The sequence below is a fragment of the Streptomyces sp. NPDC014623 genome (genome assembly GCF_043088245.1).
Classification (GTDB): Bacteria; Actinomycetota; Actinomycetes; order Streptomycetales; family Streptomycetaceae; genus Streptomyces.
On the sequence record NZ_JBIBZU010000014.1, the window covers coordinates 128,298 to 151,639 of the forward strand.

22 protein-coding genes are annotated in these 23,342 nt (G+C 70.8%); 8 read left to right on the top strand and 14 right to left on the bottom strand.

Going from position 1 to position 23,342, the window contains the following annotated elements:
- Window positions 1-32 precede the first annotated feature (32 nt).
- The 4 genes from ACF1FZ_RS22645 to ACF1FZ_RS22660 all read right to left on the bottom strand — a co-directional run bounded on the left by ACF1FZ_RS22645 (window position 33) and on the right by ACF1FZ_RS22660 (window position 2,762).
- Window positions 33-491, bottom strand: coding sequence for a hypothetical protein (locus ACF1FZ_RS22645; RefSeq protein WP_391775207.1), 459 nt, complete (start codon window positions 489-491; stop codon window positions 33-35).
- 127 nt (window positions 492-618) lie between these two features.
- A complete protein-coding gene (locus ACF1FZ_RS22650; RefSeq protein ID WP_391775208.1) occupies window positions 619-861 on the bottom strand; it encodes a hypothetical protein in 243 nt (80 codons plus the stop codon).
- A 192-nt stretch (window positions 862-1,053) separates the two neighbouring features.
- Entirely contained in the window at window positions 1,054-2,334 is a 1,281-nt protein-coding gene (locus ACF1FZ_RS22655) for a hypothetical protein (protein ID WP_391775209.1), read from the bottom strand.
- Window positions 2,331-2,762 carry a hypothetical protein gene (locus ACF1FZ_RS22660; RefSeq protein ID WP_391775210.1) on the bottom strand — a complete coding sequence of 144 codons (432 nt, stop codon included), beginning with the start codon at window positions 2,760-2,762 and terminating at the stop codon, window positions 2,331-2,333. The genes ACF1FZ_RS22655 and ACF1FZ_RS22660 overlap by 4 nt, the downstream gene beginning before the upstream one ends.
- A gap of 527 nt (window positions 2,763-3,289) precedes the next feature.
- Between ACF1FZ_RS22660 and ACF1FZ_RS22665 the strand changes: the two genes are divergently transcribed.
- Window positions 3,290-3,937 (top strand): class I SAM-dependent methyltransferase, encoded by a 648-nt coding sequence (locus ACF1FZ_RS22665; RefSeq protein WP_391775211.1) that lies wholly within the window; start codon window positions 3,290-3,292, stop codon window positions 3,935-3,937.
- Window positions 3,938-4,087: 150 nt separating this feature from the next.
- Here the strand turns inward: ACF1FZ_RS22665 and trxA are convergent, their stop codons facing one another.
- From trxA to ACF1FZ_RS22690, 5 genes are all read right to left on the bottom strand, one after another.
- The gene (gene trxA, locus ACF1FZ_RS22670; protein WP_391775212.1) at window positions 4,088-4,432 is read right to left on the bottom strand and encodes a thioredoxin; all 345 of its coding nucleotides are present in this window, start codon (window positions 4,430-4,432) and stop codon (window positions 4,088-4,090) included.
- Window positions 4,429-4,845, bottom strand: a complete 417-nt coding sequence (locus ACF1FZ_RS22675) for a MerR family transcriptional regulator (RefSeq protein ID WP_391775213.1) — start codon at window positions 4,843-4,845, stop codon at window positions 4,429-4,431. The genes trxA and ACF1FZ_RS22675 overlap by 4 nt, the downstream gene beginning before the upstream one ends.
- Window positions 4,846-5,004: 159 nt before the next feature.
- Window positions 5,005-6,240 (bottom strand): hypothetical protein, encoded by a 1,236-nt coding sequence (locus tag ACF1FZ_RS22680; protein ID WP_391775214.1) that lies wholly within the window; start codon window positions 6,238-6,240, stop codon window positions 5,005-5,007.
- Between the two features lie 171 nt (window positions 6,241-6,411).
- On the bottom strand, window positions 6,412-7,056 hold the full coding sequence (locus tag ACF1FZ_RS22685; protein WP_391775215.1) for a hypothetical protein: 645 nt from the start codon (window positions 7,054-7,056) through the stop codon (window positions 6,412-6,414).
- Window positions 7,057-7,183: 127 nt separating this feature from the next.
- Window positions 7,184-8,560: a cation:dicarboxylate symporter family transporter gene (locus tag ACF1FZ_RS22690; RefSeq protein ID WP_391775216.1), complete on the bottom strand. Its 1,377-nt coding sequence runs from the start codon at window positions 8,558-8,560 to the stop codon at window positions 7,184-7,186.
- A 154-nt stretch (window positions 8,561-8,714) separates the two neighbouring features.
- Here ACF1FZ_RS22690 and ACF1FZ_RS22695 point away from each other — a divergent pair, with 154 nt between their 5' ends.
- The 3 genes from ACF1FZ_RS22695 to ACF1FZ_RS22705 all read left to right on the top strand — a co-directional run bounded on the left by ACF1FZ_RS22695 (window position 8,715) and on the right by ACF1FZ_RS22705 (window position 11,825).
- Window positions 8,715-10,367: an ATP-binding protein gene (locus ACF1FZ_RS22695; protein WP_391775217.1), complete on the top strand. Its 1,653-nt coding sequence runs from the start codon at window positions 8,715-8,717 to the stop codon at window positions 10,365-10,367.
- Window positions 10,364-11,038 (top strand): response regulator, encoded by a 675-nt coding sequence (locus ACF1FZ_RS22700; protein WP_391775218.1) that lies wholly within the window; start codon window positions 10,364-10,366, stop codon window positions 11,036-11,038. Before ACF1FZ_RS22695 ends, ACF1FZ_RS22700 begins: the two co-directional genes overlap by 4 nt.
- Before the next feature lie 163 nt (window positions 11,039-11,201).
- Window positions 11,202-11,825, top strand: a complete 624-nt coding sequence (locus ACF1FZ_RS22705) for a helix-turn-helix domain-containing protein (protein ID WP_391775289.1) — start codon at window positions 11,202-11,204, stop codon at window positions 11,823-11,825.
- 200 nt (window positions 11,826-12,025) lie between these two features.
- On the opposite strand, the gene ACF1FZ_RS22710 is transcribed toward ACF1FZ_RS22705, so the two are convergent.
- On the bottom strand, window positions 12,026-13,051 hold the full coding sequence (locus ACF1FZ_RS22710) for an ATP-dependent 6-phosphofructokinase (RefSeq protein WP_391775219.1): 1,026 nt from the start codon (window positions 13,049-13,051) through the stop codon (window positions 12,026-12,028).
- 242 nt (window positions 13,052-13,293) lie between these two features.
- On the opposite strand from ACF1FZ_RS22710, the gene pta reads away from it, so the two are divergent.
- From pta to pyk, 3 genes are all read left to right on the top strand, one after another.
- Window positions 13,294-15,366, top strand: a complete 2,073-nt coding sequence (pta, locus tag ACF1FZ_RS22715) for a phosphate acetyltransferase (protein WP_391775220.1) — start codon at window positions 13,294-13,296, stop codon at window positions 15,364-15,366.
- A gap of 41 nt (window positions 15,367-15,407) precedes the next feature.
- Window positions 15,408-16,613 (top strand): acetate kinase, encoded by a 1,206-nt coding sequence (locus ACF1FZ_RS22720; protein WP_391775221.1) that lies wholly within the window; start codon window positions 15,408-15,410, stop codon window positions 16,611-16,613.
- A 74-nt stretch (window positions 16,614-16,687) separates the two neighbouring features.
- A complete protein-coding gene (pyk, locus tag ACF1FZ_RS22725) occupies window positions 16,688-18,115 on the top strand; it encodes a pyruvate kinase (RefSeq protein WP_391775222.1) in 1,428 nt (475 codons plus the stop codon).
- 97 nt (window positions 18,116-18,212) lie between these two features.
- Here the strand turns inward: pyk and ACF1FZ_RS22730 are convergent, their stop codons facing one another.
- The 4 genes from ACF1FZ_RS22730 to ACF1FZ_RS22745 all read right to left on the bottom strand — a co-directional run bounded on the left by ACF1FZ_RS22730 (window position 18,213) and on the right by ACF1FZ_RS22745 (window position 22,351).
- Window positions 18,213-19,526, bottom strand: coding sequence for a hypothetical protein (locus ACF1FZ_RS22730; RefSeq protein ID WP_391775223.1), 1,314 nt, complete (start codon window positions 19,524-19,526; stop codon window positions 18,213-18,215).
- Window positions 19,516-20,055, bottom strand: a complete 540-nt coding sequence (locus ACF1FZ_RS22735) for a DUF6114 domain-containing protein (protein ID WP_391775224.1) — start codon at window positions 20,053-20,055, stop codon at window positions 19,516-19,518. Before ACF1FZ_RS22735 ends, ACF1FZ_RS22730 begins: the two co-directional genes overlap by 11 nt.
- A gap of 94 nt (window positions 20,056-20,149) precedes the next feature.
- Window positions 20,150-20,794, bottom strand: a complete 645-nt coding sequence (locus tag ACF1FZ_RS22740) for a DUF6230 family protein (protein ID WP_391775225.1) — start codon at window positions 20,792-20,794, stop codon at window positions 20,150-20,152.
- A 600-nt stretch (window positions 20,795-21,394) separates the two neighbouring features.
- Complete coding sequence (locus ACF1FZ_RS22745) at window positions 21,395-22,351, bottom strand: tetratricopeptide repeat protein (protein WP_391775226.1); 957 nt, start codon at window positions 22,349-22,351, stop codon at window positions 21,395-21,397.
- Between the two features lie 338 nt (window positions 22,352-22,689).
- Here ACF1FZ_RS22745 and ACF1FZ_RS22750 point away from each other — a divergent pair, with 338 nt between their 5' ends.
- Window positions 22,690-23,331 carry a TetR/AcrR family transcriptional regulator gene (locus tag ACF1FZ_RS22750; RefSeq protein ID WP_391775227.1) on the top strand — a complete coding sequence of 214 codons (642 nt, stop codon included), beginning with the start codon at window positions 22,690-22,692 and terminating at the stop codon, window positions 23,329-23,331.
- Window positions 23,332-23,342: the final 11 nt, after the last annotated feature.

Below are 23,342 nucleotides of genomic sequence, written 5' to 3' on the forward strand. Positions count from 1 at the left end.
AGGGCAGATCGCAAGGTCTCGGCCGATGTTCCCTACTTGAGCTTGTACGAGCAGGGCTTGCCCGTCTTGCCGCCCTCGTTCTCGACGACCGTCTTGCCGTCGACGGTGATCGAGCATCCTGCCGCGACGAGCATGCCGTCTGCGGCAGTCATGTTGCCGGGCGTGACGATCACCAGTCGGCCGACCTCGCGCTCCGCGCCCCGCGGAGCGATGGTGGCCGTCTTCGTCCACGGCAGGTCCACCTCCGTGAAGTCCGAGTCGTCGAGGGTGTACATGACGTTGCTCCTGCCCGTCCCCTTGACCGTGATCGTCACCTCGTGCGAGGCACCTCCCTCCACGGCTTCTCCGCCGGCCTCCTCCGGCTTCGCGGACTTCTGAGCGGCGGGGCTGCCGGCCTTGCCCGCCTCGGCCGGCTCCTCCTCGCCACCACCGCAGCCCGTCAGCAGAGCGGCCGCCAGAACGAAGGCCGTCGCGGTGAGTGTCTTGCGCATGCTTCCCCCATGATCGGTTTCCCCGGCGCGCTCGGCCGCCCCGGGTCCCGGAAGAGCCTAGTCAGCCGCACCGGCAGTCCCTCCGACGGCCTCGGCCGGCGGTGGGACCGCCACTCGCCCGGAAACCTCAGGGCGCCCGCATCAAGGTGCGCATACTGCCCACCAGCGCCTTGACGTCGCGCCCGCCGGGCAGTCCGGCCGCTGGGGCATCGACGGCTCCGGCCCCCGCCTGGACAGTGCCACGGCAGGGGCGGCACAGGCCGTCGGGGAGCGCGTCGGCCGGGCCGGGGCGGCCGCATTCCGCGCACTCGGCCAGGAGCGGGCGGGCCGCGTGTGCGGGCGGCTCCGGGGCAGGAGCAGGTTTCCCCAAACCCCTTTCCTTTCCCGCCGGATGAACAACATCGCTCGAATCCCGGCACCCGGATCCCGGCCCTCGGATCCCGAAACTCAAGCGTCGGACCGGGAGCCTCGTCCGCACCCTCGGCAGAGTGACCTGACCGCATCCGACGCTCGAACCCTGACTCCCGAGAACTGGGTTCCGGGACTTGAGCTTCGGGGTGGACTACGGCCTGCCGCCCCCGCGCAGCGAGGAGAGCACCAGCCGCCCGTAACGCGTCGCGAGAGCACCGGCTGTCACGACCACGGAAAGCCCGAGCGCGACGAGTAGATGACTGACGGATTCGTCGCCGAGAACCTGAAGCACACCGAGCGAGGTCCCGAGCGGCAGGCCGAGGATCGTGAGCGTTCCCAGCGCACCGCTGATCTGCTGGCTCTCCTGCGTCTGCACCAGACGGCTGTAGTCAGCGGCCTCCGCCAGGATCTCCCCGAAGCGTTCGGGGAGCCGGTGCTGGTTCTGGAAGGCGAGAAGCAGTTCGTTGGCCGGGCCGTGGGCGGTCAGGTGCTGGCGCCAGTAGGTACTTCGGAAGGCCGCGATGTTGCGCTCCAGCGTGGCCACTCTCCGCGCCAGTCGTCCGGCGTCGAAGACGTCCGAGAGTTCGTCGGTGAGCTCGTCGATATGGTCGCGCTGCAGCGACCCGAGCAGCAGCGCGTCCAGGTAGACGGTGCGCGAGTGCAGGGCGCCGAACGCGTAGAAGTCCTCCTCCCCCGTGTCGGCACGGTGTCCGAGGAAGGCAGCCCCCTGCCGCAGCACCAGGGCACTCCAGTCCGCCGAGATGCGTACGGCATTACTGAGCTCCACGGCGGCGGTCTCCGGAGCGAGGGGGAAGTCGGCCGGGGTCGAACGCGACGCCAGCTGCCAGAGCCAGCGGTCGGCACTGCCCGGCAGTGTTCCTTCATGGCTCGCACGAAGCGCGGGACCATGACCGGCCTCAGGCGTGAAGAAAGCGACGGTGTAAGGGCGGGAGAGCGCGAACGTCCCCGTACCGCTGGTGACTTCGGCCAGGCCCGCGAGGAGCGCTCCAGGATCCAACGGCCCTGTGAGCACCGTGTCCTCACCGTGGAAGACCTCCCGGCCGGCTATCGCACGCACCACAGGCAGGAGGGGCCTGATCACCGTGAAGTGCAGAACGGCGAGAGCGTGTTCGGGGTGGCGGGCGGTGGCGGTGCGGAGGAGCTCCATGCCGATGAGATGCAGACCGTCATGGACGACCGAGGCCGGCCGGTGCCAACGGCGGGGCCTGTCAGGTGTGCCGTACAGGACGCGGGCGGAAGCGGGAGCGAAGTACGTCGCCCTCGTCTCGGTATCGGTGCGCCGCCTGCCCAGCTCGAACGGAAACGGTCCCTGCTCCCAGTCCGGAAGCCGCAGCAGGCACACGGACACGACGACCGTCAGCTCCTGGCGGGCGCCGGTGACCGTTTCGAGCGGCAGGGGCGGTGCGGTCATCCGTAGTACTCGGACGGGTCGGGCTGGTCGAGACGGATGACGGACTCCGCCCGGTCGGGACGGACACCCGAGACATGGAAACGGACGCGTTCTCCTGTACGGATGGTCCGGAATCCCTCGGTGACGATCTGCCGGCAATCGAAGCCGTAGTACCGCTGGTCCTCGTCGTCCTGAACGATGGAGGACCCGAGGGCTTCCGACGGGTCGGCGCACAGGACAGGACGGCCGGGCCGGATCTGGTTCGCCGCCTCCCGCGCGGACAGCCCCGTGCCACCACCGATGCCGGCCATACGGTCACCAGCCGTGAGCCGCAACGCTTCGGCGATCCGGGCAGCCATCCAGGGGATGCGGTCCGGCCCGTACACCCGGTGCTCGCCGTACTCGACGGCAAGTTGTTCGTGGTGCCCCTGCACATCGCGCTGCTCCACGATCCCCCTCGCGCGTCACCGTCCTGATGCGGCAGAAGGTTATCGCGGCGTGCGGGGCGACAACAGCGCGTAGTACGCCGTTGCCCCCCGTCGATGCAGCTGAGCCCTCCCCCTCGATCAGTCGTGGATGAGGCGCCCCGCCCTCCCACGGCAGAGCGCCTCGTCCGGGCCCGCCCGCCGAGGACTACTCGTGTGCTGCCACGGCGGGAACGTCTCGGAGAGCCGCGTGAAGCACGGGCGTGACTGCCGCAAGCTCGATGGCAGACGCCGTTCCGCCGCCCAACATGCGGCCTACAAGTCCTTCGGCGACGTCGTGCAGATGTTCCTCCCGGGACTGGTTCGCCCGCTCAGCCCGGCGGCTCTCCCTGAGGGGAGGGGCCGGCGGCCTCGCGATGATCGTCCTGGACGTCACCGTCGCCGGCACGGGACGCAGGGACCGACCGGCCCCGCGCCCGGGGGCCGCCGGATCGGTCGGCGTTGCCGGCCTGGCGCGGGGAGCCTCCCCGGAGGTGGCTACGGTCACGGGCATGGTCGAACACGATGCCTTCAGTGCCGCCCGCGAGGCGTACGACGCCGCTGCCCCCGCCTACGCGCACCTGTTCCGTGACTCCTTGCGTGACAGCCCCCTGGACCGCGCGATCCTGGATGTCTTCGCCGAAGTCGTAGGCGTGAGCGGGAATGATCAGGTTGCGGACCTGGGCTGCGGACCCGGCCATGTCACCGCTCATCTGGACGGTCTGGGGCTGGCGGCGTTCGGTGTCGACGCCTCTCCCGCGATGATCGAGCTGGCCCGGCAGGACCATCCGGGTCTGCGGTTCGACGTGGGCTCGATGGCCGCGTTGGACATCGCTGACGGCGTGCTGGGCGGCGTACTGTCCCGTTGGTCCGTCATCCACACCCCGCCGCAAGAAATTCCCGTCATCTTCGGGGAGTTCCACCGCGTGCTGGCACCTGGCGGCCATCTCCTGATCTGCTTCTCGGCAACCGATGACCCCTCTCACCTGACACAGGCCTTCGATCACGCCGTGGCTCTGGCCTACCGCTGGTCGCCCGATCACCTCGCCACGATGCTGCGCACGTCCGGGCTGACCGAAGTGGCCCGGATGGTCCGTGCACCTCAGCCCACCGACCACCGGCAGTTCCAGGAGGTTCAACTGCTCGCGCGTAAAGCCTGACCGGCCGGGGCGCCGGTGCAGGACCCGGCCCTCCGGGCGGGCGTCCGAAAGCGTCCGTACGCGCACCACCGCAGCGCGGACGAGGAGGCGTGAGCCTGGTCCGGGTCTTCGCGGGGGCGGTGGCCGGGGGCCTGTGAGCGCGCCCGGCCGTCACACCGCTGCCGGAAGCACCTCCTCCAGCTCCTGGAGCAGGCGGCGCTTCGGACGGGCCCCCACCATCGACTTCACCGGTGCGCCGTCCCGGAAGACCATGAGGGTCGGCATCGACAGCACCGCGTAACGGCTCGCGATACCCGGGTTGTGGTCCACGTCGATCGCCACCACCTTGACGCGGCCGGCCTCCTCCCTGGCGATCGCACCGAGTACGGGGGCGAGCTGGCGGCAGGGGCCGCACCAGTCCGCGGTGAATTCGACCAGGACCGGCAGGCCGGCTCCCAGTACCTCGGCGTCGAACGTCGTGTCGGTGACCTCCGCGACACCTTCCGCGTGGATCATCTGCCGTCCTCCCAGTTGAGTTCGCATCGTGGTTCGGGGCCGCCCGGCAGCTCGGCGGATGCCTCCAGTTCGGCGCGGGCCAGCTGGGCACCCACCTCCGTACGGACCGACCGCAGCTGGCCGATGAGCGCGTCCAGCTCGCCGAGCTTGCGCCGGTAGACGGCCAGCGAGCCCGGGCAGGAGTCGCCCGCCGGGTGGCCGGCACGCAGGCAGTCGACGAAGGGGCGCGTCTCCTCCAGGTCGAACCCGAAGTCCTGAAGGGTCCGGATCTGCTGGATCAGCCGCAGGTCGCTCTCCTCGTACGTGCGGTAGCCGTTCTCCGCGCGGTGTGCGTGCAGCAGGCCCCGTGACTCGTAGTACCGCAGCGTCCGTGTCGTCGTTCCGGCGCGTTCGGCCAGTTCCCCGATTCGCATACCGCGACCGTAATCCTTGACGCCCACGTCAAGGCAAGGCATCAGGAGATGTACGGGAGGTACCCAACGAGCCTTGTATACAGATGGGTTGCACAACTACGGACGACGGCACCTGACCGAGGTCCGGCCGGATGACCCGTTCGCACGGCTGAGGCCGGATCAAGGTGTCCTGAGATAACAGGTGTAGGCGCCCGTCACCGTCGTCTCCGTCACTCCTCCACCGGCACTGAGTTCCAGGCTGGAGGCCCCGACGAAGCCGAAGCCCTCCGCGTATCGGCCGCCACGCCGCCAGTCCTCCGGTGCGGTGACCGACGCCCGCTCGCACTGCGTCCTGCCGTACCCCTCAGCACTCCTGTCCTCCTGCTTCCCCGGGAAGGTCCGGTCCACCTTCACCTGGGCCAGCACCCGCAGTTCGTGCCGGCCCGCACAGTCGACGGGCCGTACGACCACCGCGCTGCCGAGCCCGGTATCACTGGTGGTGGCGCACCGGCCCTTCTTGAGCGTGGCCACGGGGGCCAGTGTCGTGCGGGCGTCCACGACCGGCTCGCCGCTGCTGTCCGGGCCCTTGCCCTTGACCGGCTCGCCGAAGTCGCTGAGCTCGTACGCCGCGCGCAGCCGCTTCACGTCGACGAGGGCCCCCCGCTCGTGCAGACGGGCCAGGACGGGTCCGAGGTCGGCGGCGGCCGAGGCCAGACGGCCTTCGGCGTCCAGACGCACCGTCAGCTGCACGGGGTCCGTCCCCCAGTCGCCCTGCAGGTTCCGGAGGTCACGGGGAAGCACGTCCGCCGCGACCTCGGGAAGCACCGTCACCCGGTAGACCCGGCTGCCGTCCGCCCGGCGCTCGGGCTTCTCCCGGGGGATCACCCGCGGGACGAGATCGGCGAGGGTCCCGCTGTACGGTGCCACGTCACCGGCCGCGTGCGCCGCGATCACACCGGTGGCCTCGCCGAGTTCGTTGACGGCCTCGGGGGTGTACTTGAGCCAGGCGGAATCGCCGTGCCGGACGTAGACGTCGTCCCCGGCGGTGGCAACGGCCTGTCCGCCCTTCGGAGCCGATGCCTGGAGGAACTCCAGGGTCTCCCGCGGGAAGTTGCGGTGGGCGCTGAAGCCGAGCTCCGCGAGGGACGTCCCCTTCCCGTGGTCCTGGCGCCCTTTCGCCCGGTGCACGGCGTCCCCGCCCGCCGCCCCGTAGGTCAGCGTCGACAGGAAGGCGGCGGTGCCCGCGTCACGGGTGGCGTCCGTCGCCGCCTGGAACTGCTCCGCGAGCGGCTGCCCGTAGACCGCCTCCCCCGCGTCGGGCCGGTCCCCGGCGGCGCATCCGGCAGTGCCGATGAGGGCCGGCAGCAGCAGTACGGCTGCGGCTCCCCGGTGTCGTGCGGTCTTCAGCTTCCCCACCCCTTGTACCTGGTCAGGGCGCTTCCTGCGCCTGATCAGGACAGTGATGTTGCCCGGATCCGCCGCACGGCACCAGCACGGGATGATCACGCTGTCCGCACATCGGCGGGGCGGGACACATGGGTGACCGGCCGGTACGTGGGTCCTGTACGGCCCCACCCGCTCCAGGTCCTACGCCCAGGGGGCGCCGGTCACGGCCTCGCTGCCGGTCAGTTCCACCAGCCCGTCCATGGACCGGACACCGGCCACCGCCTCCGCCCTCGTGCGCACGGTGACGCATTCCCCGGGAAAGAGGGCGAGGAGAGCGACCTGGGACGTGAGCGGCTTACGGAGGCGGTGGGATGCCGGGGACGCTCCGGCAGGGCTGTCCTCGATGTCGAGGTGACCGACGTTCCCGTCCACCAGGAGCACATGGAACCGCATCGGTTCACAGCCGTCGTCGGCCTGAGGGCGTCCGGTGTGAAGAAGCGTCCAGGAGGCGCCGAGCACCGCCACGGGCCGGCCGCGCAGAACGGCCGCCGCTTCCTCCGGGCTGGTCAGGTCAGGGATTCCCCCGCTGCCCGAGAGGTGCTCGGCGGCCCCCCAGGCCCCCGTGGCCTCACGGGTCGAGAAGAAGAGCTCCTCGGCGACGAGACCGTCCTTCCGCCGGTGGAGGAGCAGGACGAAACCGAGGCCGCCCCGTGCGCACGTGTCGGCGACGACGGTGGTCACGGTGCCCGCCAGGCGGGGCGCCGGTACGGCCGCACGCCCGTCGGTGTCCGGCCCGTACGCGACCGTCAGAGCGGCCCGCGCGGCCTCCGCCAGATTCCTATGCATACCGCTCCTCCTCCGCCACGGGCACGTGCCGGCACCCGTCCGGTGGAGCAGCAGTCTGCCACGACGGGTGCGGCCGGTACGGAGTTCCCGTACCGGCCGCACCCGCCTGCCCGCGTCCGACGCCTTCCTACGCCTTCGCCAACGACCGCTTCCCGTCGGCGTCCACGTCGCCGTCCCGCGACTCAGGGACGTGCGGCTCGCCGCCGTGGGCGTCGTCCGTCATCGTCTTCTCGTCGAACGGGAGGGCGCCGGAGAGGACCTGGTCCACCCGCTCCCGGTCGATCTCCTTGGTCCAGGTGCCGACGAGCACCGTGGCCACCGCGTTGCCCGCGAAGTTCGTCAGGGCGCGGGCCTCGCTCATGAAGCGGTCGATGCCGACGATCAGGCCGACGCCGTCGACCAGCTCGGGGCGGTGCGACTGGAGGCCGCCCGCGAGGGTGGCCAGTCCGGCACCGGTGACGCCTGCCGCGCCCTTCGAGGCGATCACCATGAAGATCAGCAGGGAGATCTGCTCGCCGATGGTGAGCGGGTCGCCCGTCGCGTTGGCGATGAAGAGCGAGGCCATCGTGAGGTAGATAGCGGTGCCGTCGAGGTTGAAGGAGTAGCCGGTCGGCACGGTGATGCCGACGACGGGCTTGCTGACGCCCATGTGCTCCATCTTCGCGATCAGCCTGGGCAGGGCCGACTCGGAGGAGGAGGTCGAGAGGATCAGCAGGAACTCACGGCCCAGGTACTTCAGCAGGGTGAAGATGTTGACCCCGGCCACCAGGCGCAGGATCGCGCCCAGGATGAGGAACACGAAGAGCGCGCAGGTGACGTAGAAGCCGATCATGATGATCGCGAGCGACTTCAGCGCGTCCACACCGGTCTCGCCGACCACCGCCGCCATCGCGCCGAACGCGCCGACCGGGGCCACCCACATGATCATGGCGAGGATGCGGAAGACGAGGCGCTGGATGTGGCCGATGCCGCGCAGGATGGGCTCACCGGCCGACCCCATCGCCTGGAGCGCGAAGCCCGCGAGCAGGGCGATGAGCAGGGTCTGCAGGACCTCGCCCTCGGTGAAGGCCGAGACCATGGTGGTGGGGATGATGCCGAGCAGGAAGTCCACGGTGGACTCGCTGGCCCCCGAGGCCTGCTTCTCGCCCGCCGCACGGGCCGCCTCGGTGAGGTGGAGGCTGGATCCGGGCTCCAGGAGGTTGCCGACGACCAGGCCGATGGCCAGGGCGACGGTCGACATCACCAGGAAGTAGCCGAGGGCCAGGCCGCCGACGGCGCCGACCTTGGCGGCCTTCCGTACGGAGCCGACGCCCAGCACGATCGTGCAGAAGATGATCGGGGAGATCATCATCTTGATGAGGTTGACGAAGCCTGTGCCGATCGGCTTGAGCTCGACGGCGAAGTCCGGGACCACCAGACCCACCGTGACGCCCAGCACCACGGCGGCGATCACGGCGATGTAGAGGTAGTGGGTGCGGTCCCGTCGTGCGGCTTTCTCTGCCACGGGGGTCTCCTCGGGTATGCGGCTGCTCCCCGTCCCTGGGGGCCCCGGTGACTATTCACTTCCCTGTGACGGCCGTCACCCTTGCGTTCATATCGTTCACAGATGCTTTCGAGCCATCTTGGGCCGGGTCTCCCCGCCAGGCAGACTGGGAGCCATGCGCCTGCCCCGAACCCTCCCCCGCAGCCTGGCCGGCCAGCTGTTCGCGATGCAGGCCCTGCTCGTGGCCGCGGTCGTGGCGGGGTGCGCCTTCTTCGCGTACGCCTCCGGCCGGGACCGGGCGGAGGAGACCGCGGCCCGCCAGGTGCGGGCCGCCGCCCTCGCCATGGCCGGATCACCGTCCGTCCGGGAGGCGATCCGTACCCCGGACCCGTCCGCCGTACTCCAGCCGTACGCGGAGCAGGTGCGTGAGGACACCGGGATCACCTTCGTCACGATCATGAACCCGGAGGGGGTCCGCTGGACCCACCCCGACCCCTCCCAGATCGGCAGGAGCTTCATCGGCCACACCGAGCGCGCGCTGCTCGGCGAGACCTTCGAGGAGACCTACACCGGCACGCTCGGCCCCTCGATACGGGTCGTCACCCCGGTGTACGACCGGGGCAGGATCGTCGGCCTGGTCAGCGCGGGCATCACCGTCGAGCGGGTGTCCACCCAGGTACGCGAGCAGCTCGGCGCCCTGGGGACGGCGGCCGGCGCCGCGCTGGCGCTCGGGGCGCTCGGCACGTACGTGATCAACGCCAGGCTGCGGCGGCACACGCACGGGATGAACGCCCGGGAGCTGAGCCGGATGCACACCTACCACGAGGCCACGCTGCACGCGGTGCGCGAAGGGCTGCTCATGCTGGACGGGCAGCGCCGGGTCGCCCTGATCAACGACGCCGGCCGGGAGCTGCTGGGGCTGGAACCGGGGTCGGTCGGGCGCGGGGTCGACGAGCTGGCGCTGCCCGCGTCGCTGACCGGGGCGCTCCTGGCGTCGGAGCCGCGGGTGGACGAGGTCCACCTGACGGCGGAGCGGGTGATCGTCGTCAACACGAGCCCCGTGGTCGGCGGCGAGCGGCGTGGGACGGTCGTGACACTGCGGGACCACACGGAGCTGCAGGCGCTGTCCGGCGAGCTCGACTCGGAGCGCGGCTTCACCCAGGCACTGCGCTCCCAGGCGCACGAGGCGGCCAACCGGCTGCACACCGTGGTGTCGCTGATCGAGCTCGGCCGGGTCGAGGAGGCGGTGGACTTCGCGACGGCGGAGCTGGAGCTGGCCCAGGTCCTCACCGACCGGGTCGTGGGCGCGGTCGCCGAGCCGGTGCTCGCCGCTCTGCTGCTCGGCAAGGCGGCGCAGGCCAACGAGCGGGGTGTGGAGCTGGTGCTCACCGAGGACAGCCTGATCGACGACGGGGCTCTGCCGTGTTCACTCGCGCCGCGGGACCTGGTGACGGTCCTCGGAAATCTGATCGACAACGCGGTGGACGCCGCGTCGGAGACGGCCACGGGCGGTGTGCCGGCCCCCGCCCGGCGCACCGCGACGCGCGCTCTGGTCACCGTGACCGCGCGTACCGAGCCGGGCGAGCTCCTGCTGCGGGTGGCGGACACCGGCGCCGGGATCGGCCCGGACGACGCGGACGAGGTGTTCCGGCGTGGCTGGACGACCCGCGGCACGGGCCGTGGTCTGGGCCTGGCTCTCGTACGGCAGGCGGCCCACCGCAACGGCGGGACCGTGACGCTGGACCGGGCGGCGGGCGGCGGCGCGGAGTTCACCGTGCGGCTGCCGCTCGCCGGCCGTACGGCCGGGACGGAGGTGGCCGCGCCGTGATCCGCGTGCTGGTGGTGGAGGACGATCCGGTGGCCGCGGACGCCCATCAGCTCTACGTGGGCCGGGTGCCGGGTTTCGAGGTCGCGGCCGTCGCGCACTCCCGGGCCGAGGCCGTGCGGGCGCTGGACCGCACGGAGGTGGACCTGCTGCTGCTCGACCTCTATCTGCCCGACGGGCACGGACTGCAGCTGCTGCGCTCGCTGCGGGCGGCGGGGCACGGCGCGGACGTCATCGCGGTGACGTCGGCGCGCGACCTGACGGTGGTGCGGGAGGGCGTGTCGCTCGGCGTCGTGCAGTACGTGCTGAAGCCGTTCACGTACCCCACGCTCCGGGACCGGCTCGTGCGCTACGCCGAGTTCCGGGCGGCGGCCGGTGAGGCGAGCGGCCAAGAGGAGGTGGACCGGGCCCTGGGCGCGCTGCGGGTCGCCGACCCGGCCGCACTGCCCAAGGGCCTGAGCGGCCCGACGCTGGAGGCCGTGACCCGGGCCCTGCGGGCGGCCCCGGACGGGGTGACCGCGGCGGGCGCCGGGGAGGGGCTGGGGATCTCCCGGATCACCGCCCGCCGCTATCTGGAGCATCTGGTGACGGCGGGCCGGGCCGTACGGCGGCCGAGCTACGGTCAGGTCGGCCGGCCGGAGCTGCACTATCACTGGGTGGCTGAAACCCGCTGATGATCCGGAGCCCCCCCACGGCCGCCTAGGAGGATCATATGAACGATGAACTGATGGGGACAGCCTTGTAGCCAGGCTGTTCCCGGGCTTCTACGGTGGGGCCGTGCACCCCGCCCCGTCCTTCGACGCCCCCGCCGCGCGCCGCCTCCGCGAGGCACTGGGAATGGCTCCCGGACACGTTGCGTACGGGCTCGGCGCCCAGTACGGACTGCGGATCACGGCCGAGACCGTGATGGCCTGGGAGCGCGGTACCGCACGGCCCGGTGAGCGCGAACTGATGGCACTGGCCGGGGTCCTGTGGTGCGCCCCGGGTGAACTGCTGGCCGCCGCGGGCACCTTGCGTGAGCACCGGCTGGCGCGGGACGTGGCGGTGGAGGACCTGGCGCGGACGCTCGGGATGACGGCCGCCGCGTACCGGCGGACCGAGGACTCGGGCCGCTGGCGCGGCAGCGAGCGTCAGGCCGTGGCACTCTGCGACGCACTGGACATGTCGGCGGCGCAGTTCCTGACGGCGACCGGCCGGAACGACGAGCTGGCCGACCTGCTGACCAGGGCGGTCACGACCCGTTGGCAGGCATACGTACGGCCGGTCGGCAAGCTCGTACCGCTGGACCGCGTCCTGGTCCAGGACGTACTGGAGCAGTTGCACACCGACTACCAGGGGCTGATGGTGTCGTCCTCGGGCTGGGACACCGCGGTCCGGGACCGGGCCGGGACGGCGGGGGACGCCGGGCGGGAATTCCTGGACCGCGTGGTGGAGGAGTTCTGGCGGACGGCGGGGATCTGAGCCGGCACGGCGCCTGGAGCGGTCCTCGGCTCCCGGCCGGGGCACCCGCCGTGCGGCTGCGCCCCGCGGGGCCGGCCGGTCCGCCCGGGCCCCGGAACGACGGCCGCCGGGCCCCGGCCAGGGCCGCCTGCTCAGGAGCGGACCGAGGCACGGACACGGGGACCACCGGCGGGTCCGGCCGCCCTCGGGGGCGGCCGGGGCTAGAAGACCGACTCCGCCTCGTACATCCGGTCACCGGGCACCGTCTTGAGCCGGGCCACGGCGTCCGCGATCGGGGCCATCACTATCTCGGTCCCGCGCAGCGCCGTCATCCTCCCGAAGTCACCGCGGTGCACGGCCTCGACGGCGTTCCACCCGAAGCGGGTCGCGAGCACCCGGTCGTACGCGGTCGGCGTGCCGCCGCGCTGCACGTGTCCGAGGATGACCGGCCGCGCCTCCTTGCCGAGCCGCCGTTCCAGCTCGGCCGCCAGCCGGTTGCCGATGCCCTGGAAGCGCTCGTGGCCGAACTGGTCGATCTCACCCTTGGCGTACGTCATCGAGCCCTCGGCCGGGTGCGCTCCCTCGGCGACGCAGATGACGGCGAACTTCTTGCCGCGCGCGAAGCGTTCCTCGACCATCTTGACCAGGTCGTCGACCTGGAAGGGCCGCTCCGGCAGGCAGATGCCGTGGGCCCCGCCGGCCATGCCGGACTCCAGCGCGATCCAGCCCGCGTGGCGGCCCATGACCTCGACGACCATGACCCGCTGGTGGGATTCGGCGGTGGTCTTGAGACGGTCTATGGCCTCGGTCGCGACACCCACGGCGGTGTCGAAGCCGAAGGTCCGGTCGGTGGCGGAGATGTCGTTGTCGATGGTCTTCGGGACGCCGACGACGGGCATCCCGGCGTCGGACAGCATGCGGGCCGCGGTGAGCGTGCCCTCGCCGCCGATCGGGATCAGCGCGTCGATGCCGTAACGGAGGGAGAGTTCCGCGCAGTTCTCGGCGGCCTCGCGGAGCCGGTCGCGCTCGAGCCGCGCCGAGCCGAGGATCGTGCCGCCGCGGGCCAGGATGCCGCTGACGGCGTTCAGGTCGAGAGGCCGGAAGTGGCCGTCGAGCAGCCCCTTGAAACCGTCCTCGAAGCCGATGACCTCATCTCCGTGCCCCACCACGGCGCGGTGCACGACCGAACGGATCACAGCGTTCAGGCCTGGACAGTCGCCGCCTGCGGTGAGAATTCCGATGCGCATCCTGCTCTGTCTCCTGCTCGCTAGTGCCATGCGTTCCGGGGGCCCCGTCGACAGGTCCCCGTACCGTGAGCCACGACGATTGTCCCACGTCGAGCCGGGCCCCCGCGCTTTCGGCCGCACCGGCGGGGCCGGCGGGAGCCGGGAGGACCCGCCCCCGGACACGGTGCCCGGCGGGCGGCTCACCTGCCCCGGTAGGTATCGTCAAAGGGGCAATGCCAGCCAAACAGGACGGGAGACCACGCGTGGCGCGCAGCGTGTACGTGACCGGGATCGACCGGGGAGACGGCCGCCAGGTCGTCGATCTGGGAGTCATGGAGCTACTGACGCGTCAGGTGGACCGGGTCGGCGTCTTCCGGCCACTGCTCCACGACGGGCCCGACCGGCTGTTCGAGCTGCTGCGGGCCCGCTACCGGCTCTCGCAGAACCCGGAGACGGTCTTCGGCCTCGGCTACCAGGAGGCCGCCGCGGTCCAGGCGGAGAAGGGGACCGACGAACTGGTCTCCCTGCTGGTCGAGCGTTTCCACCGGGTGGCCCGTGACTACGAGGTGGTGCTGGTCCTCGGCAGCGACTTCGCCGCCACCCAGCTCCCCGACGAGCTGGCCCTGAACGCGAGGCTCGCCAACGAGTTCGGGGCCTCCGTGATCGCGGTGGTCGGGGGCAAGGACCAGGACGCCGGGTCCGTACGGGCCGAGACCCGCAACGCCTACCGGGCGTACGCCGGTCTCGGGTGCGACGTCCTGGCGATGATCGTGAACCGGGTGGCGTCCGGGGACCGCGCGGACATCGCCGACCGGCTGAGGGCGCAGCTCCCGGTCCCCTGTTCCGTCCTGCCGGACGACCCCGCGCTCTCCGCGCCCACCGTCGCCCAGATCACCACCGCCCTGGGCGGAACGGTTCTGCTCGGCGACGACTCGGGCCTGGCCAGGGACGCCCTGGGCTTCGTGTTCGGCGGCGCCATGCTGCCGAACCTCCTGAAGGCCCTGACGCCGGGCTGCATGGTCGTCACCCCCGGCGACCGCGCGGACCTCGTCGTCGGTTCGCTCGCCGCGCACAGCGCCGGCACACCGCCCATCGCGGGCGTCCTGCTGACCCTCGACGAGCGCCCCGGCGAGGAGATACTCCGGCTGGCGGCCCGTCTCGCGCCGGGCACCCCGGTCATCGCGGTGGCCGGCGGATCCTTCCCCACCGCAGGAGAACTCTTCGCGCTGGAAGGGAAGTTGAACGCGGCGACACCGCGCAAGGCGGAGACCGCACTCGGCCTCTTCGAGCGCCACGTGGACACCGGCGCCCTGCTGGAGCGGATCTCGGTGGCCCGCAGCGGCCGGGTCACCCCGATGATGTTCGAACACGAGCTGCTGGAACAGGCCCGTTCCGACCGGCGCCGGGTCGTCCTGCCCGAGGGCACCGAGGAGCGGGTCCTGCGCGCCGCCGATGTGCTGCTGCGCCGCGACGTCTGCGACCTGACCCTCCTCGGGGACAGTGACGTCATCCGCAAGAAGGCCGCCGACCTGGGTATCGACCTCGCCGAGACCCAGATCGTCGACCCGCAGACCTCGGAGCTGCGCCAGGGCTTCGCCGAGCGGTACGCCGCGTTGCGCGCGCACCGCGGAGTGACGGTGGAGCTGGCGTACGACGTCGTCTCGGACGTGAACTACTTCGGCACCCTGATGGTCCAGGAGGGTCTGGCCGACGGCATGGTCTCCGGCTCGGTGCACTCCACGGCGGCCACGATCCGCCCGGCGTTCGAGATCATCAAGACGAAACCGGACGCCTCGATCGTCTCCTCGGTGTTCTTCATGTGCCTCGCCGACAAGGTCCTGGTCTACGGCGACTGCGCGGTGAACCCCGATCCGGACGCGGAGCAGCTCGCGGACATCGCGGTGCAGTCGGCGGTCACCGCGTCCCGCTTCGGTGTGGACCCCCGGATCGCGATGCTCTCGTACTCGACGGGCACCTCCGGCAGCGGCGCCGACGTCGACAAGGTGCGGGAGGCCACGGAGCGGGTACGCGCCTCACGGCCGGACCTGAGGATCGAGGGACCGATCCAGTACGACGCGGCGGTGGAGCCGTCCGTCGCCGCGACCAAGCTGCCGACGTCGGAGGTGGCGGGCCGGGCGACGGTGCTGGTCTTCCCGGACCTCAACACCGGCAACAACACCTACAAGGCGGTCCAGCGTTCGGCGGGCGCGGTCGCGGTCGGCCCGGTCCTGCAGGGGCTGAGGAAACCGGTCAACGACCTGTCCCGCGGCGCGCTGGTCCAGGACATCGTCAACACGGTGGCCATCACGGCGATCCAGGCACAGGGCGAGGGATGACCGCGATGACCACCGGCCCGACCAGTGAAGGTTTCCGCTCCATGAATGACGCCCACCGCGTACTCGTGCTCAATTCCGGCTCCTCGTCGGTGAAGTACCAGCTGCTGGACATGCGCGACCGCTCGAGGCTGGCGACCGGTCTGGTCGAGCGGATCGGCGAGTCCTCCTCCCGGCTGGTGCACACCCCCCTGAAGGGCGGGGAGCCCCGTGAGCGCACGGGCAGGATCACCGACCACGGGCAGGCACTGAAGGCCGCGGCCGACGAGCTGGCGGCCGACGGGCTCGGGCTGGACTCCCCCGAGCTGGCGGCGATCGGGCACCGGGTGGTGCACGGCGGGCTGAAGTTCAGCGAGCCCACCGTGGTCACCGACGAGGTACTGAAGGAGATCGAGCGGCTGGTCCCGGTGGCCCCGCTGCACAACCCGGCGAACATCACCGGGATCCGCACGGCGCAGACGCTGCGGCCGGACCTGCCGCAGGTCGCGGTCTTCGACACCGCGTTCCACACGACGATGCCGGAGTACGCGGCGCGGTACGCGATCGACGTCGAGACCGCCGACGCGCACCGCATCCGCCGTTACGGCTTCCACGGCACCTCGCACGCGTACGTGTCGCGCAGGACGGCCGAGCTGCTGGGCCGGCCGGTGGCCGACGTGAACGTGATCGTTCTGCACCTGGGCAACGGCGCCTCGGCCTCCGCGGTGGCGGGTGGCCGGTGCGTCGAGACCTCCATGGGGCTGACCCCCTTGGAGGGGCTGGTCATGGGTACGCGTTCGGGAGACATCGATCCGGCCGTCACCTTCCACCTGAAGCGGGTGGCGGGGATGTCGACGGACGAGATCGACGTCCTGCTGAACAAGAGGAGCGGCCTGGTCGGCCTCTGCGGCGACAACGACATGCGGGAGATCCGGCGCAGGGTGGACGGGGGCGACGAGCGGGCCGCGCTCGCGTTCGACATCTACATCCACCGGCTGAAGAAATACGTCGGCGCCTATTCGGCGGTCCTCGGCCGGGTGGACGCCGTGGTGTTCACGGCGGGGGTCGGGGAGAACTCGGCCCCGGTACGGGAGGCTGCGCTCGCGGGGCTGGAGGGTTTCGGCCTGGCCGTGGATCCGGGCCGCAACGCCGTACGGTCCGGCGAACCGCGGCTGATCTCGCCCGACGGCACACGGGTGGCGGTCGCCGTCGTACCCACGGACGAAGAGCTGGAGATCGCCGGCCAGACCTTCGATCTGGTCAACAACTGAGCGGCCCCCCGCCCCTTTGTATCTTCCACCAGACGGAATATTCCGCAGTGAAACAAACCGATAGGATCCGCCTCATGCGCCGTTCCAAAATCGTCTGCACCCTCGGTCCCGCCGTCGACTCCCATGAGCAGCTCGTCGCTCTGATCGAGGCCGGCATGAGCGTGGCCCGTTTCAACTTCAGCCACGGTACCCACGAGGAGCACCAAGGCCGTTACGACCGGGTCCGCAAGGCCGCTGCCGAGACCGGCCGCGCGGTCGGCGTGCTCGCGGACCTCCAGGGCCCGAAGATCCGTCTCGGGAAGTTCTCCGAGGGTCCTGTCGAGCTGGTCCGCGGGGACGAGTTCGTCATCACCTCCGAGGACGTTCCCGGCGACAAGTCGATCTGCGGCACCACCTACAAGGGGCTGCCCGGTGACGTCACCAAGGGCGACCCGATCCTCATCAACGACGGCAACGTCGAGCTGAAGGTCGTCTCGGTCGACGGCCCGCGCGTCACCAGCATCGTCATCGAGGGCGGTGTCATCTCCGACCACAAGGGGATCAACCTCCCCGGTGCGGCGGTCAACGTCCCCGCGCTGTCCGAGAAGGACGTCGAGGACCTCAGGTTCGCCCTGCGGATGGGCTGCGACCTGGTCGCGCTGTCCTTCGTGCGCGACGCCGAGGACGTCAAGGACGTGCACAAGGTGATGGACGAGGAGGGCCGCCGGGTCCCCGTCATCGCCAAGGTGGAGAAGCCGCAGGCCGTCGAGCACATGGAGGGCGTCGTCGCCGCCTTCGACGGTGTGATGGTCGCCCGCGGTGACCTCGCCGTCGAGTATCCGCTCGAGAAGGTCCCGATGGTGCAGAAGCGCCTCATCGAGCTGTGCCGCCGCAACGCCAAGCCGGTGATCGTGGCGACCCAGATGATGGAGTCGATGATCACCAACTCGCGGCCGACCCGCGCCGAGGCGTCCGACGTCGCCAACGCGATCCTGGACGGCGCGGACGCGGTCATGCTGTCGGCGGAGTCCTCCGTCGGCGCGTACCCGGTCGAGACGGTCAAGACGATGTCCAAGATCGTCGTCGCCGCCGAGGAGGAGCTCCTGTCCAAGGGCCTCCAGCCGCTGGTGCCGGGCAAGAAGCCCCGCACGCAGGGCGGTTCGGTCGCCCGCGCCGCCGCCGAGATCGCGGACTTCCTGGACGGCAAGGCACTGGTCGCGTTCACCAAGTCCGGCGACACGGCCCGCCGCCTCTCCCGCTACCGCGCCGCGCAGCCGATCCTGGCCTTCACCACCGAGGAGGCCACCCGCAACCAGCTCGCGCTGAGCTGGGGCGTGGAGTCCTACGTCGTGCCGCACGTGGACAACACGGACGCCATGGTGGACCTGGTGGACGCGGAGCTGCTGAAGCTGAACCGCTACAGCGACGGCGACACGATGGTCATCACGGCCGGTTCGCCCCCCGGAGTCCCCGGCACCACCAACATGGTCCGGGTGCACCACCTGAGCGGCGAGCGCGCCTGACGCTCCCCCGCCCGCACGGCTGTGGCCCGCATCCCCGCTCGTACGGGGGTGCGGGCCACGGTCTTCGTACGGCTGCCGGACGGGCCCGGACCACCGGTCAGCCGTTACCGCCGGTGAAGTAGTTCGACAGGCCGGGGACCGTGAGCGTGCCGCCGAACTGGCCGGCCTGGGTCACCGTCACGTCGGTGAAGAAGGCGAAGGGGACGTTCAGCGGCGGCGGGGTCTCCGGGCTGAAGGTGATCGGGATGAGCCCGAAGAGGTTGCCCTCGAGCTTCTCCGTGTACATCGTCACTTCGCCGTCGCGGATCGTCGACGTGGAGCCGGCGCTCGCCTTGACGTGGCCGGTCGTTCCGGCCGGGCCCTTCGTCAGCTGGTGCAGGTCCCTGATGTCGATGGAGCCGGCCGTGAACTTCAGGACCTTCTTGACGTCGCCGCCGTACGTCTTCACCTCGACGATGCCCGCGTAGTCGAGGTCGTTGAGCGTGAGCTTCGAGCTCTCCAGCGTCCACGGGTCGTCCGGGAGCAGTGGGACGCCCGGCTCCAGTTCGGCCGCGGCGAGTGCCTCGGGGTCGGCGGTCGGGCAGGGGAAGCGTTCCTTGGCGCCGTCCGGGATGTCCTCGTCCTTCACGGGGTCGAGGCCCTTGACGTCGTCCTCGAGCTCCTCGACGTCCTTGCCCGCCTTCCCGGCCGCCTCACGGATGGCGTCGGCGGTCTCGTCGACCGTGTCCTTCGCCGCCTCCGTCGCCTTCTCCACCGGCTCGGTGGCGGTGGCACTGGGGGGCGGCTCCGGGCTCCCGGCAGTGGGGCCGGGGGACGGCTCGGCCGTCTCCTTGTCCGGTCCGTCGAAGAGGTCCCTGAGGGCGTCACCGACACCCAGCGGGTCGAGGGGGTTCTTCGACTCGGTGGGCGAGGGAGCGGGCGACGCGGCGGCCTTGCCCCCGGAGGCTTCCGTGGACGTGGCCTCCTCGGAGGTACTCGCACTCGCACTCGCGGACGGTTTCGGTGCCGCGGCCCCGCCACCCTCCCCCGCGTCGTCCTTGCCGGCGTCGTCCTTGCCCGCGTCGTCCTTACCCGCGTCGTCCTTGCCCGCGTCGGACGGCGTGGCACTCGGGGTGGGCTCCGCCTCTGGTTCCTTCGACTCGGACGGCTCGTCGGAACGGGTCACGCAGGGGCCCGGCGCGAAGGGGATGTCCGTGCTGTCGTCGGCCATGGCGAGCCTGGGGGTGAGCCCCATGCCCACGAAGACGGCCGTCGGCATCGCGGCGAGCGCGAAGGCCTTCTTGCCCGTCGGAATGTGCAGCTTCGTCAGGAGTGACCTCCTGGGTGCCGCGTGGCGGGGACCTCTTCGCTCCGGAAGGCCCGGAAGGCCCTCCGGCCCGAAGTCGCCGGTCCTGCTGTCGTCACCCCGCACGATGCCTCCCGCCGTCGGCCTCCGTCGCCACCTCGAAGAGCTTCGGCTTCCGTGGGGCCTCAGTCGTGTCGTAGGCCTCCCGGGCGTCGGCCCGGGGCGCGTGTGCGCCCTCGTGCGCCGGAGCGTCCTTCACCTCACCCGGAGCCCAGGCGATGGAGAGGGCTCCGCCGAGGAGCGCGAACAGGAAGCCGATGATGAAGCCGCCTATGTTGGCGATGGGGATGGAGATGAGGGCGAGCAGGATCGCGGCGACACCGGCGAACACCCGGACGATGCTGTGGAACCACATGGTGAGGCCCAGGGTGACCAGCAGGACCCCGATGATCAGTGAACCCGCACCGGCCGTCGTGGACATCGCCAGTGTGACGTTGCCGAGGTGCATGTTGGCGTACGGGAAGTAGGCGATGGGAAGACCACCCACCATGGTGAACAGACCCGCCCAGAACGGCCGGTTACCCCGCCAGGTGCGGAATCCCCGCCGGTAGACGGTGAGGTGGTGCTCGTTCTGCCCTGTGGACTCGGGGCTCATGGAAAACAGCTCCCTGGAACCGGTACTGCTGTGAGAAGAGAAAGGGTGGGTGGCCGGGACCCACGGTGTGCGCTCCGGCCACCCGGACGGGTGCTTAGTAGCACTCCTGGTCGGGATCCGTGGAAAGCCGCAGCTTCAGGCCGCTGAGGTTGAAGGTGCCGGCCGTCGTGGCCCACGCCTTCTGCCTGACGTTCTTCAGCTTGGCCTTCTCGGCGCGCTGGGCGAAGCCGTTGGGATTGGCCTGGGTGTTCGGCTGAATACCCGGCTTGTTCTCCGACTTCGGCAGGGAACCCGCGGCCACGCCGATGTCGATGTTCTTGAACTCGGCATCGGTGTCGAGCTCCGACACGTCGAGGTAGAGGCTCTTGGCGAAGACGGGCTTGCCGCCTCCGCCCGCCTCCAGCCTCAGCGTCACGTTACCGATGCCCGGCACCTTGGGCGTGACGACCGACTGGCACATGTTGGTGATGTAGGCCTTGCTGAAACCTGACACCGCCACCGGGGCGTGCATGGCCTTACCGTCGAGCGTCTTGCCCGAGGCCACACTGCCGTACTGGACGAAGTCCCAGCCCTCGAGTTCGGTGGCCTTGACCTTGAACTCCTGTCCGGACACGCTGAATGACGCCGCGAGGGCGCCCTGTGCCAGGCCGATGCCCACTGCGGCAGTCGCCGCGACGCTCGGCACCATGACCAGAGCGAAACGCTTCCATCTGGTACCACCGCGAACCTGCGAACTCATACATTTCCTCCTTCTCGGACGTACATCTCCGGTACGGGCGTCATGCCCGCCCTGGGAGGGGAGAAGTGCTACGTCCTCGGGAAGGAGAGCGCCCCGACCGGAGGCGCGTACCGCATCCGAATCACCGGCGATCACCCCCGAGCGACAACCACTGACCGCGCGTCTGCGCAGCCGGTTCGGACAGGCCCTGCCCAGGAGCAGGAACCCCCCTGTCCGCGATCGGCGCCACTGCCGCCGACCACCCGGTGGGGACCCAACGGTCCCGCCTGTGCCGACTGGCCGTCGGACCGGCGGGTATTGGACCGAGCGTGGCCGATCGTGGTGCATTCACGGCCGGGACACAAGGGGGGTCGTTACCGACTAGTAACGACCCGATAACCGGCACACGACAGGGTGGCACCGACCGGCCACACAGGGTGGCGCCCCCAGGGCGTGCGAATGGCGGGATTACAGCCCGAAAACGGACAGACCCGTGGAGAGGATTTACTGCGAGTAACACTACGCACTTTTATCAAGTTTTGGTAAAGCGGACGCATTCCTTGTTCCACGCCCGCGAAAACGGCCGTGGTGCCGGAAGGGCCCCACGGCCGTGTTGTCACATCAGAACAAGACGCGCGCCAGCGCCGTACGGGCGGCGGTGACCCGGGGGTCGTCGGGGCCGATCACCTCGAAGAGTTCGAGGAGCCGCACCCGCACGGCGTCGCGGTCGTCACCGAAATTGCGGCGGACCGTCTCGACGAGCCGCCCGAAGGCGTCCTCCACGTGACCGCCCACGAGGTCCAGGTCGGCGGCCGCCATCTGCGCCGCCGGCTGGGCCGGATTCTCCGCGGCCTCCTTGCGTACCTGCTGCGGGTCCATCCCCGCGACACGGCCCAGCAGTTCGGCCTGGGCCAGGCCCAGCTTCGCCTCGGTGTTGACCGGGTCGTCGGACAGGACGCTCCGGTACGCCGCGACCGCGCCGGCGAAATCGTTGGCGTCCAGCGCCTGCGCGGCTGCTTCCAGCTGCGCGTCGTACGGCCCGGCGGGCACCTCGGCGGGGGCGCTCTCCCCGTCTCCGGCTCCGGCGTCCGGGGCGACGGTGATCCCGGTGAGGCCGAAACGCTCCTCACCGACCTGGATCAGCTGGTCCAGTGTCTGACGGATCTGGCTCTCGGGGGCCGCTCCCTGGAAGAGCGGGAGGGCCTGTCCGGCCACCACCGCGAAGACCGCGGGGATGCCCTGGATCCCGAACTGCTGCATCAGCATCTGGTTGGCGTCGACATCGACCTTGGCCAGTACGAAGCGGCCGTTGTACTCGGTGGCGAGACGCTCCAGGAGCGGGCCGAGCTGCTTGCACGGCTCACACCACTCGGCCCAGAAATCGATGACGACGGGGACTTCGGTGGAGCGCTGGAGGACGTCGGTCTCGAAGCCGGCCTCATCGACGTCGATCACCAGGGAGGCGGGCGCCACGGCACCGGATCCCCCCTGCCGGGCAGACTCCGCGCGGGCCTGCTCCGCCTTCGCCTTCGCGTCGCCGGCCGCCTTCACAGCGGCGAGGTCGACGACACCGCTCATGGACATGTTCCTAGGCTGCATACGTACATCCTCCCCCCTGTGCGCACTGATCCGGAAAGCGATCCGCGAACCGCCTCCGTCCACGGCCACGCCGGTGTGCGCGGCGCGCGGACGGAAACGGTTGCGAGGCCCTGAAAACCCCGTGCTCGGAGCCGGGTCCCCACCCGGCGCCTGTGGCTGTCGATCGGTCGTCGCGCCACGACGGACGAACCGTCGCTCCTTACGCTACGCCCCGTAGCGTAACTGCCCGACCCCCCTGCCGGGCAAGGGCCCGCGGTGATCTGTCTCACGGGCTCCCGTCCCGGTCAGCACTACTTACCGGCCGGTATGGTCGCCGCATGCTGAGCCGCAGCCCCATCGAACCCGCCCGACCCGGGCGTCCCCGCAGTGCCGAGGCCGATGCCGCGATCCTGGAGGCGACCCGCGCGTCGCTCGTCGACCTCGGCTGGTCGAAGCTGACGATGGGTGATGTGGCGACGCGGGCGGGGGTCGCCAAGACGACCCTCTACCGCCGCTGGGCAGGCAAGAACGAACTGGTGGTCGATGCGGTCGCCGTCCTCTTCGACGAGCTGGAGCTTCCCGACCTGGGCAGTCTCGCGGCCGACGTGGAGGCCGTGGTCCTCCAGTTCGCGGACCTGCTGGAACGGCCGGAGACCAAGACGGCGCTGATGGCCGTGGTCGCCGAGGCGACACGGGACGAGGCGCTGCGGGACCGCATACGCGATTCGATCGTGGCCCGGCAGAAACACCTCGTCCTGCAGGGGCGCGAGCGCGCGCAGCGCCGTGGTGAACTGCCCACCGAACCGGACGCGGTGAGGGCGGCCCGCACCGCCGACCTGATCTTCGACGTGATCGCGGGGGCCGTGGTGCACCGGACGCTGGTGAGCGCCGAGCCCGTCGACACCGACTGGGCCCGGCGCTTCACGGTGCTGCTGCTCTGCGGGCTGGGCGCCGCGGCGGAGCGGCGGAGCGGGGCCTGAGGGACCCGGGG